General features: G+C 72.5%; 11 protein-coding genes. 8 read left to right on the forward strand and 3 right to left on the reverse strand.

The features are described 5' to 3' along the window. Window positions 1-19: 19 nt before the first annotated feature. Window positions 20-961, reverse strand: a complete 942-nt coding sequence (locus tag ACIRO3_RS08670) for an ATP-binding cassette domain-containing protein (RefSeq protein WP_404133956.1) — start codon at window positions 959-961, stop codon at window positions 20-22. Window positions 962-1,069: 108 nt separating this feature from the next. Between ACIRO3_RS08670 and ACIRO3_RS08675 the strand changes: the two genes are divergently transcribed. The 3 genes from ACIRO3_RS08675 (at window position 1,070) to ACIRO3_RS08685 (ending at window position 4,224) form a co-directional block, all read left to right on the forward strand. Then, window positions 1,070-2,245, forward strand: coding sequence for a sensor histidine kinase (locus ACIRO3_RS08675; RefSeq protein WP_404133958.1), 1,176 nt, complete (start codon window positions 1,070-1,072; stop codon window positions 2,243-2,245). A 4-nt stretch (window positions 2,246-2,249) separates the two neighbouring features. After that, window positions 2,250-2,900, forward strand: coding sequence for a response regulator transcription factor (locus ACIRO3_RS08680; protein ID WP_361778455.1), 651 nt, complete (start codon window positions 2,250-2,252; stop codon window positions 2,898-2,900). Window positions 2,901-3,066: 166 nt separating this feature from the next. Then, window positions 3,067-4,224, forward strand: coding sequence for an ROK family transcriptional regulator (locus ACIRO3_RS08685; RefSeq protein ID WP_361778452.1), 1,158 nt, complete (start codon window positions 3,067-3,069; stop codon window positions 4,222-4,224). Between the two features lie 803 nt (window positions 4,225-5,027). Here the strand turns inward: ACIRO3_RS08685 and ACIRO3_RS08690 are convergent. Beyond that, on the reverse strand, window positions 5,028-5,786 hold the full coding sequence (locus ACIRO3_RS08690; protein WP_361778449.1) for a GntR family transcriptional regulator: 759 nt from the start codon (window positions 5,784-5,786) through the stop codon (window positions 5,028-5,030). 353 nt (window positions 5,787-6,139) lie between these two features. Here ACIRO3_RS08690 and ACIRO3_RS08695 point away from each other — a divergent pair, with 353 nt between their 5' ends. The 4 genes from ACIRO3_RS08695 to ACIRO3_RS08710 all read left to right on the forward strand — a co-directional run bounded on the left by ACIRO3_RS08695 (window position 6,140) and on the right by ACIRO3_RS08710 (window position 12,192). After that, a complete protein-coding gene (locus ACIRO3_RS08695; RefSeq protein WP_404133963.1) occupies window positions 6,140-7,054 on the forward strand; it encodes an alpha/beta fold hydrolase in 915 nt (304 codons plus the stop codon). A 106-nt stretch (window positions 7,055-7,160) separates the two neighbouring features. Then, window positions 7,161-8,759: an alkaline phosphatase D family protein gene (locus tag ACIRO3_RS08700; protein WP_404133965.1), complete on the forward strand. Its 1,599-nt coding sequence runs from the start codon at window positions 7,161-7,163 to the stop codon at window positions 8,757-8,759. A gap of 120 nt (window positions 8,760-8,879) precedes the next feature. Beyond that, window positions 8,880-10,340 carry a GNAT family N-acetyltransferase gene (locus ACIRO3_RS08705; RefSeq protein WP_404133968.1) on the forward strand — a complete coding sequence of 487 codons (1,461 nt, stop codon included), beginning with the start codon at window positions 8,880-8,882 and terminating at the stop codon, window positions 10,338-10,340. Between the two features lie 145 nt (window positions 10,341-10,485). Then, on the forward strand, window positions 10,486-12,192 hold the full coding sequence (locus ACIRO3_RS08710; RefSeq protein ID WP_404133971.1) for a DUF885 domain-containing protein: 1,707 nt from the start codon (window positions 10,486-10,488) through the stop codon (window positions 12,190-12,192). A gap of 88 nt (window positions 12,193-12,280) precedes the next feature. On the opposite strand, the gene ACIRO3_RS08715 is transcribed toward ACIRO3_RS08710, so the two are convergent. Next, complete coding sequence (locus ACIRO3_RS08715) at window positions 12,281-12,796, reverse strand: rhodanese-like domain-containing protein (protein WP_404133974.1); 516 nt, start codon at window positions 12,794-12,796, stop codon at window positions 12,281-12,283. 94 nt (window positions 12,797-12,890) lie between these two features. On the opposite strand from ACIRO3_RS08715, the gene ACIRO3_RS08720 reads away from it, so the two are divergent. Then, complete coding sequence (locus tag ACIRO3_RS08720; protein ID WP_053683242.1) at window positions 12,891-13,337, forward strand: Lrp/AsnC family transcriptional regulator; 447 nt, start codon at window positions 12,891-12,893, stop codon at window positions 13,335-13,337. The last annotated feature ends 34 nt before the right edge of the window (window positions 13,338-13,371 follow it).

Here is a 13,371-nt window from a genome sequence, read left to right on the forward strand (position 1 = left end):
GGGGTCGGGCGGACGGGTATCAGGCGGACGGGTGTCGGGCGGGGCTCGCCGAGAACTGGGCGCGGGCGGCCGTGAGCTCCAGATATGCCTGCTCCAGGGAGGCCCGCTCGTCGGCGAGTTCCAGCAGGGGTATCCCTTCGCGGGCGGCGAGGCTCCCGATCTGCTCGGCACGTATGCCGTCGACGGTCCAGCGCCCGTCTTCGGCGGTGATCGGCTCGAACCCCTCACGGGCCAGCGCCACTCGCAGTCGATCGGGGTCGGAGGTCCGCAATCTTGCTCTGGGGGTGCTGCGGGCGTCGATGAAGTCCTTCATCGGGAGGTCGGCCAACAGGGCTCCCTGCCCGACGACGACCAGGTGGTCGACGAACGAGGCGGTCTCGGCCATCAGATGGCTGGAGACCAGGACGGTGCGTCCGTCGGCGGCGAGAGCACGCATCAACTCCCGGATCCAGATGATGCCCTCCGGATCGAGGCCGTTGGTGGGCTCGTCAAGCAGGAGCACCCCCGGATCGCCCAGCAACGCGGCGGCAACGCCCAGTCGCTGGCGCATGCCCAGGGAGAAGGTCTTGACCCGGCGCCGGGACACCGAGGCGATCCCGGCCTGTTCCAGCACCGCGTCCACCCGCGCCGCCGGGATGCCGTTGCTGACGGCGAGCGCGAGGAGGTGGTCACGGGCGGTGCGGCCTCCGTGGGCCGCCTGCGGATCGAGCAGGGCACCCACCCGGCGCAGCGGGTCTCGCAGGTCGGCGAACCGGCTCCCACCGATGGTGGCGGTGCCCGCCGTGGGTCGGTCGAGCCCTAGCAACAGGCGCATGGTCGTGGACTTCCCGGCCCCGTTGGGCCCGAGGAAGCCGGTGACCCGTCCGGGCAGGACGTCGAAGGTGAGGTGGTCCACGACACGTGTGGTGCCGTAGTCCTTGGTCAGTTCGCGGATCTCGATGCGGTTCGGTTCACGGTTCATGCCTCAAGATTCGCCGCCGGCCCCGCACGGTTTCCTCCCCCGAGCGAGGGTGGCGTCTCCCCCACGTGGGGGAGACGCTCGCGGCCTTCGCACTGTCACGATGAAGCCATGTACCGACTGCTCCGCGCACCGCTGCGACCGGTGACCTACTCCCGTTGGCTGCACTTGTGCGTACCGCTGCTTCTGCTCGCCATCTGGATGTTCGTCAACCCTCGTTGGCCGTGGATGCCGTTGTTGATCGTCATACCGTTCGGGTTCGTCCCGTGGGTGCGGCTGGCCGAGGGACTGCAGGCCCAGTTCCTGCTGACCCCGCATGACCGCGGCCGCACCGACAGCGTCATCGGGACCGCACCGTCGGCACGCTGGGGGGACCGGTGGCGGACCCTGTTGTGGCTGGAGACGCGCCTGGTGGTCGCGGGCGTCGCCATGTTCGCGACCGTCGTGCTGCCGGTGATGACGGTGGAGTTGGTCGCGACCGCACTCGGACAGCCGTTGACCGCGGATCCGGCCCTGCCGTTCACCCCGACGCGCTGGGCGGCGGCGCTGCTCGCCCCGGTGCCGTTGGTCGTACTCGTCGTCATCGTGGTGCTGCTCGGCGAGATGATCACCGCGATCGCCCGCCGGCTGCTGGGGCCTTCGGCGGCCGAACGGCTCTCCGCTCTGGAGGCCCGGACCGAGCAGTTGTTGGAGCGGACCCGCATCGCGAGGGAACTGCACGACTCCATCGGCCACGCCCTGACCGTGGCGGTCGTGCAGGCGGGGGCGGCGCGGGCCGCCGGCGACCCGGCATTCACCGACCGGGCTCTCAGCGCCATCGAGGAGACGGGAAGGGCCGCCCTGGAGGATCTGGAACGGGTGCTCCTGGTGTTGCGCGAGTCGGCGCAGCCGCCCTCCCAGCGGCCGACGTTGGCGGAGGCGGACCGGTTGCTGGAGTCGGCGCGGGCTTCGGGTGCGGCGGTGGACGCACGGCTGACCGGAGCACTGGAGAAGCTGCCCGGTCCGGTCACCCGGGAGGGGTACCGGATTCTGCAGGAAGCGCTGACCAATGTGCTGCGTCACTGCGGCCCCGTACCCGTCCGGGTGCGGGTCGAGATGGCCACCGGCCGGCTGGACCTGGAAGTGACGAACCCACTGCCGCAACGGCCCACCTTCACATCGGGCGGCGGAAGCGGGCTGCGCGGGATGCGGGAGCGGGCGGCGCTCCTCGGCGGGGAAGCCGAAACCGGTCCGTACGAGGGTGGTTGGAGAGTGTTCGCCCGACTTCCGCTGGACCGAATACGCTGATCGAATGCCGGTTACCGTACTGCTCGTCGATGACGAACCTCTGGTGCGCGCGGGTCTGCGCGCCGTCCTGGAAGCACAGTCCGACATCACGGTGGTGGGCGAGGCCGCCGACGGAGCCTCAGTGGTTCCGCTCGTCCGGCAGCTGCGACCGGACGTGGTGGCGATGGACGTGCGGATGCCGTTGTTGGACGGGATCGAGGCGACGCGGGCGGTTCTGCGGTCCGTGGACTCGCCGCCGAAGATCCTCGTGGTCACGACGTTCGAGAACGACGAGTACGTCTACCAGGCCCTGCGGGCCGGCGCTGACGGCTTCCTGCTGAAGCGGGCCCGGCCCTCGGAGATCGTGCACGCGGTCCGTCTCGTCGCGGAGGGAGAGACGCTGCTCTTCCCGGCCGCCGTGCGAGCCCTGGCCGCGGAATACGGAAATCACAAGGCGCGGGCGGTGTTGGAACGGGCCGCGCTGACCGAGCGAGAGGAGGCGGTGCTCCGGCTGATGGCCCGGGGCTTGACCAACGTGGAGATCGCGGCAGAGCTGATCGTCGGCACGGAGACCGTGAAGTCCCACGTCAGTGCGATCTTGGCGAAGCTGGGCGCACGCGATCGCACCCAGGCGGTCATCACGGCCTACGAGTCGGGATTCGTCGCCCCGGCCTGAGTGCCTGAGGGCCTTGCCCCGACCTGAGTGCCTGCCGTGCCTGAGGGCCTGAAGGGAGGGGCTGAAGGGAGGGGCTGATTCCGGCCGATGGGGGGCCGCTTCTCGCCGTTGTGGCGGGTGCGCAGTACGATCCGGCTGACAGGGCCGCTAGCTGGGAGGACACACGTTGGGGCAGCTGACCGGCGGGGACCCCTCTCTGCTCCGACGGATCAATTCGGCGGTGGTGTTGCGGGCGCTGCGCGCGGCCGAATCGCCGACCCTCACCGACCTCACACGGGTCACCGGGCTCTCCCGACCGACCGTGGAAGGAGTGGTGGAGGGGCTGATCGGCACGGGGCTCGTGGTGGAGGCCGAAGCAGAGGAAGGCGCACGGCGTCAGGGCCGGCCGGCCAGACGCTTCCGGTTCCGGACCGAGGCGGGACACCTGCTCGGCATCGAGATCGGCTCGCACCGGGTCGCCGTCCTGCTGTCCGGCCTCGACGGGCGGGTGATCGGCGCGGGCACCAAGGACGTCGCCGAGTCCGCGTCGGCTGACGAGCGCCTGGAACGTGTCCGCTCGGCGGTGGCCGATCTGCTGCGGCGCTCCTGTGTGCCGCGCGACTCTTTGCGAGCCGTCGGCGTGGGCAGCCCCGGAATCGTCGAGGCGGACGGGACGGTCCGCCTGGGGACCGCGCTGCCGGGATGGACCGGGCTGCCGCTCGGCGAGAGGTTGAGGCGCTCCTTCCGCTGCCCGGTGCAGGTGGAGAACGACGCCAACGCCGCGGCGGTCGCGGAGCACTGGAAGGGCGCGGCGCGGGACACCGACGACATGGTGTTCGTGATGGCGGGCCTCAGCCCGGGCGCCGGTTCGCTGATCGGCGGCCGACTGCACCGCGGCTACGGCGGGGCCGCCGGCGAGATCGGCGCGCTGCACCTGCTGGGGCGCGAGGTCACGCCGGAGAAGCTGCTGTCGACCACCGGTGAACCGCTGCACCCGTTGGACGAGCCGGCGGTGGCCGAGGTGTTCGCGATGGCCAGGCGGGGAGACGCCCGGGCGGTCGCCGCAGTGGAACGGTTCCTCCAGCGGCTGGTGCACGACGTGGCCGCGCTGGTCCTGGCGATGGATCCGGAACTGGTGGTGGTGGGTGGTTGGGCTGCCGGCCTGGACGGGGTCCTGGAGCCCTTGCGCCAGGAGCTGGAGCGGTACTGCCTGCGCCCGCCGCGGGTGGTGCTGTCGCTGCTCGGTGAAGCGGCGGTGGCCACGGGGGCGCTGCGGCTGGCATTGGACCACGTCGAGGAGGAGCTGTTCGCGGTGGAGAAGACGGTGACGGCCCGGCGCCGCTGACACCGGCGCCGCGAACCGCCGCCGGGTGGTCCGTACGGGGCATCCTCCGCCCGGGCCGGCCCCAACCGAGTGGCAGGGCGGTCGCATGGCCCCGTTGGCGACGGCACGGACTGTGACCACCGGGCCATGCCCGGCGTGCCGCCGGTTGTCCCGAGGCACCGGCAACGCCTCGGCAGCGGCGCCGCTCCCCGTAACGCCCGCGGCCGGTAGTGCCACCGCAGCCGGCAGGGCTGTCGCCGGCGAGTCGGCCCGAATGATTTCGCCGGGCATCCTGAAGCACCGGTAACGCCACCGCCGCGCCACCGCGAGTAGCGCCAGTAACAGCGCCGCTGCCCGCAGCACCACCCCGGCCCGGAGCCCCACCACAACCGGGAACAGCGCAGCCAGCCAGAGCCCTCGCCAGGACATCCGCCCAAAGGTGTCGCCGGGGCATCCGCAAACACCGGTCACGCCACCGCCGCGCCGCCGCCGCGAGTAGCGCCGGCAGCAGCGCCGCTGCCCGCAGCACCCCCCGGCCGGGAGCCCACCACAACCGGGAACAGCACAGCCGGCAAGGCTCTCGCCAGGACGTCCGACCAAAGGTGTCGCCGGGCATACCGAGGTACCGGTCACCCCACCGCAGCCCGTAGCGCCACCGCAGCCGGCAACGCCGGCGCCAGGGCGCCAGCCCGAAAGGTATCGCCGGGGGCGGCCGGATGTGCCGACGGCCCGGCGCGCTGGGCGTCGTGCGTCGAGTGTCGGGCGTCGGGCCGTCGTCGTGCGCTACCGGGGCGGTCCCGCCGTCCCGGGTGGATCCCTGCGGGTCAGGACGCGGCGCGGGTTTCGGTGATCTCGACTCCCGAGTCGCCGAAGGTCAGGCGGCAGGTGTCGGCGCGGTAGGTGGCCACCGCGACGGCGGCCGTCCCCGCGGCGGTGAAGTAGCGCGTGGTCACGAGCAGCACCGGGGCACCGGGGAGCCGGTCGAGTTCCTTGGCGTCGTCGGCGCGGGCGGAGCCGAGTTCCACGGAGCGGTCCTGGCCGTCGAGGACGAGCCGCTGGAGTTCGCGCATCACGGCGCGGGCGCGGGCGGGCCCGGCCGGGGCGTCGATGGCGGAGAGGCCGGGCACGGACTGGGCCGGTACGTACAGCAGCTCGGCGGCGAGGGCCTGGCCCTGGGTGACCCTGGTCCGGCGCACGGTGTGTACGGGCTGGTCGGCGGCGAAGTCGGGGCCGAGGAGTTTGAGGACGGCGGCCGGCGGTACGGCCTCGACCGCGTCCGTGGCCTCCCAGCCGTCGCCGCTCTCGCCGGGCCAGCTGTGGCCGGTGTCGCCGACTGCGACACCGACGCGCGGCGGGGCGACGGTGGTGCCGACGCCGCGCCGGCGCTGGAGGCGGCCTTCGAGTTCGAGCTGTTCGAGGGCCTGCCGCAGGGTGGCGCGGGCGACTCCGAAGCGTGCGGCCAGGTCGCGCTCGTTCGGCAGGATCTCGCCGACGGCGAAGTCCCGGTCGAGCGCTTCGCTGAGGACGGTCTTGAGGTGCCAGTACTTCGGCTCCGGCACCGATTCGAGCTGCGTGGTCCCCACCCTGACTCCTCCTGCAATCGATGCAATCGCCGTGTTCCAGCGGCAGTTCCGCACCGCAGTTCCGCGCCCTTGTTTATTAAAGGTTCCTGCACTATCCCTGCGACGATAGGACGGCGCATCACCTTGGTCAAGACCAATCCTCGCCTCTTTGTCGGGCAGATCGGGCATATGTAGCAACCCGTTCACGGGATGTTCGCGCTCCCGGATCGCGACCGCGCCGGCCACCACCGCGACCCCGCGTCTTCGGGGGAATCCAACGCCCGATCCCCGGCGGGGACTTGCCATCGGAAGCTACTGAGCGGTAGTCATTACTGACAGCCTGTCTCACACGCGTCCACCCGACGAGGAGCAGCATGACCGCCACGGTCTCGTTCACGATCGATTCGCCGCTCGGCCCCCGTCCCGCCACCGTCACCTACGAGCGCAAGGGCGCCGGCGAACCGCTCCTGCTGCTCCACGGCATCGGCCACCACCTCCAGGCCTGGCATCCGGTGATCGACATCCTGGCCGCCGCGCACGATGTCATCGCCGTCGACCTGCCGGGCTTCGGTGCCTCCGATCCGCTGCCCGCAGGCGTCCCCTACGACCTGGCCACCGTCGCCCCGGCCCTCGGCGCGCTCTGCGCGGCGCTGGGCGTAGAGCGTCCCCACGTCGCGGGAAACTCCCTCGGCGGGCTGCTCGCGCTCGAAATGGCGCGCACGCACCTCGTCCGGTCGGTGACCGCCCTGTCCCCCGCCGGTTTCTGGTCGCAGTCCGAGCGCCGGTACGCCTTCGCGGCCCTGCGCTCGATGCGCGTCGGCGCGAAGGCGCTGCCGCGGCCCACGCTGGAGCGGCTCTCGCGCAGCGGAGCCGGGCGGGCCGCGCTGACCGGGACCATCTACGCCCGCCCGGCCCGGCGTTCTCCCGAGGCCGTGGTGGCCGAGACCCTCGCCCTGCGCGACGCCACCGGCTTCGAGAAGACCCTGGCGGCCGGTGGGTCCGTTCTCTTCACCGACGACGTGCCGGGCCTGCCGGTCACCATCGCCTGGGGCGGCAACGACCGGCTCCTCCTGCGCCGGCAGGGCGTGCGCGCCAAGCGCCTCATCCCGGCCGCCCGGCTGGTGCGGCTTCCGGGTTGTGGGCACGTCCCGATGAACGACGACCCCGCCCTCGTCTCCCGGGTCATCCTGGACACGGCACGCGCGGCATCGAGCGGCGCGCCGGGCGTCGTGCCGGGCGCCACGGCGTGGGGCGGGGCGCGGCGAAGCGGGGCGCAGCAGGTCGGGTGAGCGGCCCGCGGCTGTTCATCCGCGGTTCGCGTGGACGACGCGGCCGGGCCGGTGTGCGGCGACACACTGGTTCGGCCCGCCCCCGCCGGCCCCTGGAGACGCACCGATGGCCCCCCTGCCGCACACCCGACGTTCGCTGCTCGGCGGTTCGCTCGCCGTTCCGGCCGGGCTCGTCCTGTCCGGCGCCTTCGCGGCGCCGGCGTTCGCCGCCCCGCGCCGGGCTCCCGCGCTCGCCCTCTCCGGCCGGCCGAACGCCCTGTGGGGCACCCAGTCCGGCGAGATCACCGCCCATTCGGCCACCGTGTGGACGCGCTCCGACCGGGCCGCGCGGATGTACGTGGAGACCTCCCCGAGCGAGGCGTTCCGGTACGGCGTGCGCCGCCACGGCGGCGCGTTCCTCGGCCCCGCCACCGACTTCACCGGCACCGTCACCCTGCGCGATCTGCCGCCCGGCCGGCAGATCCACTACCGGATCGTGCTCGCGGACCCCGCCGATCCCCGCCGGACCGGCGAGCCGGTGCGCGGCACGTTCCGCACCACGCCCGTCTCCCGCCGCCACGACGTGCGCTTCCTGTGGTCCGGTGACCTCGCGGGGCAGGGCTGGGGCATCAATCCCGAGGTCGGCGGCTATCGCGTCTTCGAGGAGATGCGGCTGCGGGACCCCGACTTCTTCCTCTTCAGCGGCGACACGATCTACGCCGACGGCCCCCTCCAGGCCGCCGTGCCCCGGCCCGACGGGACGGTCTGGCGCAACGTCACCAGCGAGGAGAAGTCCAAGGTCGCGGAGACCCTCGCGGAGTTCCGCGGGAACTTCCGCTACAACCTGCTGGATCGCAATCTCCGCGACTTCAACGCCCAGGTCCCGGTGCTGGCCCAGTGGGACGACCACGAGGTGCGCAACAACTGGTATCCGGGGCAGCGGATCGAGGATCCCCGGTACACCGTCAAGGACGTCGACACCCTCGCCGGTCGGGCCCGCCAGGCCTTCGGCGAGTACTTCCCGGTCACCGATCTGCGCGGTGGCGGCGCCGAGGGTCGGATGTACCGGGTGATGCGACACGGACCGTTGCTGGACGTGTTCGTCCTCGACATGCGGACCTACCGGAACCCCAATTCCCCGGACACCCAGACCGTCGACCCGATCGGCATCCTCGGTGCGGAACAGTTGGGGTGGCTCAAGCGCGAGCTCTCGCGTTCGCGCGCCACCTGGAAGGTGATCGCCGCGGACATGCCGTTGGGCATCGTCGTCCCCGACGGGGCCACCGATTTCGAGGCCGTCGCCCAGGGCGATCCGGGCGCCCCGCTCGGCCGAGAGCTCCAGATCGCCGAGCTCCTGCGTCACATCAAGCACCAGCGCATCACCGGCACCGTCTGGCTCACGGCCGACGTCCACTACACGGCCGCCAACCACTACGCGCCCGAGCGGGCGGCCTTCACGGACTTCGCGCCCTTCTGGGAGTTCGTCTCCGGCCCGGTCGGCGCGGGCGCCTTCCCGGCGGGCCGCCTCGACGCGACCTTCGGGGCGCGGACCGAGTACGTCCAATCGGCTTCGGTGGCCAACATGTCCCCGGCCGAGAACCCTCCGTACTACGGCGAGGTCGACATCGACGGGGACGGTGGGGAGCTCACCGTGCGTCTGCGGCAGCAGGGAGGTCGGGTGCTCTTCACCAAGACCCTCCGGCCGGGCCGCCTGGGGCAGTCGTGACCCCGCCGGAAACACCGATCGAAACACCCCGAAACACGGCAGACCGACCGGATCGACACTTAACCAGTCGGTCACAGATCGTTCGTGATCACGCAACACCCCTGCGCCACAGTGGTGTGCATGACTGACCGTAATGTTGCCTCCGCCCAGCGTCCCCACCGCCACCACTGGCGCCGTGACCTCGTCGAACTCGCCGCCCTCTTCTGCGCCGTAGCGGTCGCCGACGGCATCGCCAATCTCGTGGTGCACGGCCCCAGGGGCCCGATCCTGCTGGTCGCCTCGGCCATCGCGCTCCTGGTCACGGCCGCCTTCCACACCTGGTGGGCGCGCCGCCACAGTCATGCGCCCCCGCCGGGAAGCACCGCGCCCTCCGATCCGGTCGCGGCATCGCTCCCGCACGCCGCGCCCGCCCCGCAGGACCCGGCCGACTCACCCACCGACGCGAAGACGACGCCCGCCCTGTGGCGGATGCGCACGACGGTGCGTGACGAGCCCGGCAGCCTGGCCGCGATCTGCACCGCGCTCGCCCGGAGCGGCGTGGACATCCTGACGCTGCAGACCCACCCCCTGCCCGAGGGCGGCACGGTCGACGAGTTCCTGTTGCGCGCCCCGCAGCGGCTGCCCTCCGCGGACCTGACCCGCGCCATCGCCGGGGCCGGCGGGCACAGCACCTGGATCGAGCGCGCCGACGCCCACGACCTGGTCGACACCCCCACCCGGGTGCTCGGCCTCGCCACCCGCACCGCGCTGGACGCCGCCGAACTGCCGCTCGCCCTGCGCCAACTGCTCGGCCGCTGCACGATCCACTCGATCCCCGCCACCACGCTCTCCGGCCGCCCCAACGCCGGCGCGAACGCCCCCGTCGAGGGGGTCCTGGAGGCCACGGTGATGCGGCTGCGCGACCCGTCGGGCGGCGCGATCACCGTGGAGCGCCCCTACCTGCCCTTCACCCCGACCGAGTTCGCCCGCGCCCGGGCCCTGGTGGAACTCGACGCCCGGCTCGGGCCGCGCGTCCCGCGCAGCCAGGACGTACTGACCCTGCCCGAGGGCAACGAGATCACCGTGCGGCGGGCCGACGGCTCCGACGTGGCCGCCGCCCGCGCCATGCACGACCGTTGCTCCGAGCGCACGCTGAGCCTGCGCTACCACGGGCCGGTCGGCGACGCCGATCGCTACCTCGGCCACCTGCTGAGCCCCCGGTTCGGTCGCACGCTGGCCGCGACCACCGCCTCCGGCAAGCTCGTCGCCCTCGGCCACCTGCTGTGGGACGGCGACGAGACCGAGGTGGCGCTGCTCATCGAGGACGACTGGCAGCGCCGCGGCATCGGCTCCGAACTGTTGCGCCGCCTGCTGTCGATGGCCGTCGAGGCGGGCTGCGACAGCGTGTACGCCGTCACCCAGGCCTCCAACACCGGCATGGTCGCGGCCATGCGCGGCCTCGGGCTGCCCCTCGACTACCAGATCGAGGAGGGCACCCTGGTGATCACGGCCCGGCTGGACGCCTCCCGCGTCGACTCCCGGCCGACCCACGAGGTTCCGCGCGAGCAGCACGCGTACGAGGCCCGGCGGCCGCGGGGCTGACGACAGGGGATCGCGAGGGCCGTTCGCCGTGTGCGGGCGGCCCTCGGTCGTGTACGGGCCTCCCGGGAGCCCGCGGGCCGGGAGGCCCGCAGGCCGAGAGCGAACTCCGATGACGGGAGGACGTCTCACATACGAGGATGGCCGTATGTCAGAGACCCTCCACAGTGACCGCGCCCACCTGCTTCCCCGCCAGGTCGCCGACGCGTACGTCGACGACCTCATCGCCATCGACCCGATCACCGGGACCTACCTCGGCGTCGCCGAGAGTTCCCGCCGGCTCCCGGACTTCTCCCCCGCCGGTCGCGCGGCCGTCGCCGAGCTGGCTCGCACCACCCTCGATCGGTTGGACGCCGCCGAGCGGCTGCCCGGCGCCGACACCGACGCCGAGCGCCGCTGCGCCCGCCTGCTGCGCGAGCGCCTCACCGCCGAACTCGGGGTGTACGAGGCCGACGAGGACCTCCGCGCGGTCAGCAACCTCCACTCCCCCGCGCATTCCGTCCGCGAGATCTTCACCCTGACCCCCGCCGACACGGAGCAGGACTGGGCGGCGATCACCGAGCGGCTGCGGGCGGTCCCGGCCGCCTTCGCCGGCTACCGCGAGAGCCTGCGACTGGGCCTGGACCGGGGCCTGTACGGCGGTCCGCGCCCCACCGCCACCTTCATCGGCCAGCTCACCACCTGGGCCGGTGAGGGCGGCGACGGCGAGCGCGACTTCTTCGGGAAGTTCGCGGCGGACGGCCCGGAGTCCCTGCGCGCCGAGCTGGACGAGGCGGCCGCCGCCGCCACGGCCGCCGTCGTCGCGCTGCGCGACTGGATGAGCGAGGTGTACGCCCCCGCCGTCGCGGACGCCCCGGACACCGTGGGCCGCGAGCGCTACGCGCGCTGGTCGCGGTACTTCAACGGCACGGATCTGGACCTGGACGAGGCCTACGCCTACGGGTGGGCCGAGTACCACCGGCTGCTCGCCGAGATGAAGGCCGAGGCGGACAAGATCCTGCCCGGCTCGAACCCGTGGGACGCGCTGCGGCACCTGGACGAGCACGGCACGCACATCGAGGGCGTCGACGAGGTCCGTGCGTGGCTGCAGGGCCTCATGGACGAGGCCATCGAGAACCTCGACGGCACCCACTTCGAACTCGCCGAGCGGGTCAAGAAGGTGGAGTCGATGATCGCCCCGCCGGGTGGCGCGGCGGCTCCGTACTACACCAACCCGTCGGAGGACTTCTCCCGGCCGGGGCGCACCTGGTTGCCGACGATGGGCCAGACCCGCTTCCCGGTGTACGACCTGGTCTCCACCTGGTACCACGAGGGCGTTCCGGGTCACCACCTCCAGTTGGCGCAGTGGACGCACGTCGCGGACCAGCTCTCCCGCTACCAGGCGAGCGTCGGCCTGGTGAGCGCCAACGCCGAGGGCTGGGCCCTGTACGCCGAGCGGCTGATGGACGAGCTCGGCTACCTGAAGGACGCCGAGCAGCGGCTGGGTTACCTGGACTGCCAGATGATGCGCGCCGCGCGGGTCATCGTGGACATCGGCATGCACCTGGAGTTGGAGATCCCTGCGGACTCGCCGTTCCACCCGGGCGAACGGTGGACGGTGGAGCTGGCGCAGGAGTTCTTCGGCCTGCACAGCGGTCGGCCGGGGGACTTCGTGGAGAGCGAGCTGACCCGCTACCTGTCGATGCCGGGTCAGGCGATCGGCTACAAGCTGGGCGAGCGCGCGTGGCTGCTCGGCCGGGACAACGCCCGCGCCGCGCACGGCGAGTCCTTCGACCTGAAGGCGTGGCACATGGCGGCGCTGTCGCAGGGTTCGCTGGGGCTGGACGACCTGGTGGACGAGCTCTCGAAGCTCTGATCCCGGCCGGGGCCCACGGATGACGGCGGGCCGCTCACCCGCGCGAGGGTGAGCGGCCCGCCGTCGTGCGTGCGCGTGCGGGGCGGTGTCAGCAGCCGCAGTCGGCGGAGTCCGTGGGAGCGGTCAGCGGGTCGGCCCCGGGGCGCCGCCGGTTGCCCTCCCAGGTCTCGACCTCGAAGCCCTCGCGGATCCAGTACTCGATGCCGCCGAGCATCTCCTTGACCTGGAAGCCGAGTTCGGCGAGCGCCAGGGCGGAGCGGGTGGCCCCGTTGCAGCCGGGGCCCCAGCAGTAGGTGACCACCGGGACGTCCTTGTCCAGGAGCTTCTCGGCCTGCTCGGGGATGAGCGCGGTGGGCAGGTGGATCGCGCCGGGCACGTGGGCCTGGTCCCAGGACGGGGTGGAGCGGGAGTCGATCAGTTGGAAGCCGAGTTCGGCGCCCTCCTCGCGGTGGGCCCTGATCGCGCCGGCGACGTCGGAGACGTCCGCGTGGAAGGCGAGGCTCGCGGCGAAGTAGGCGGCCGCCGCGGCCGGGCTCGCCGGGGGGACCCGGAGCACGGGGTGGGGGGTGGCGGGGGTGGCCTCGGTGGTCCGTGTCGTCGTCATGGTCAGGAATCTATGGCCGCTCGATCCGCGTCGGAAGGCGGTTTCCCCGGCCTTCCCCTTGTACGGCCGGGGATTGTGCTGCTAGACCTGCGGGATGACCGACTATTCCCCCGACGCCACCGACTGGCGCATCCTGGCGGCCCTGCAAGAGAACGGACGGGCCGGTTTCGCCGAGCTCGCGCGGGCCGTGTCCATGTCCGCGAGCGCCGTCACCGAGCGGGTGCGCCGGCTGGAGGAGGCGGGCGTGATCACCGGGTACACGGCGGTGGTGGACCCGGAGAAGTTGGGCAAACCCGTGCTGGCCCTGGTCCGGCTGCGTTATCCGCACGGCAACTACAAGCCGTTCAACGATCTGTTGGAGGCGACGCCGGACATCCTGGAGGCCCACCACGTCACGGGCGACGACTGTTTCGTGCTCAAGGTGGCCGCGCGTTCCATGCGACACCTGGAGGAGATCACCGGCCGGATATCGGGGCTCGGGTCCGTCACCACGAGCATCGTGTACTCCTCCCCGCTGTCGCGTCGGCCGTTGAGTCCCTGAGGACCGCGCCCGCCGGCCCCGGTGACGGCGCCGC

The sequence above is a fragment of the Streptomyces sp. NPDC102278 genome, assembly GCF_044766345.1.
GTDB lineage: Bacteria > Actinomycetota > Actinomycetes > Streptomycetales > Streptomycetaceae > Streptomyces.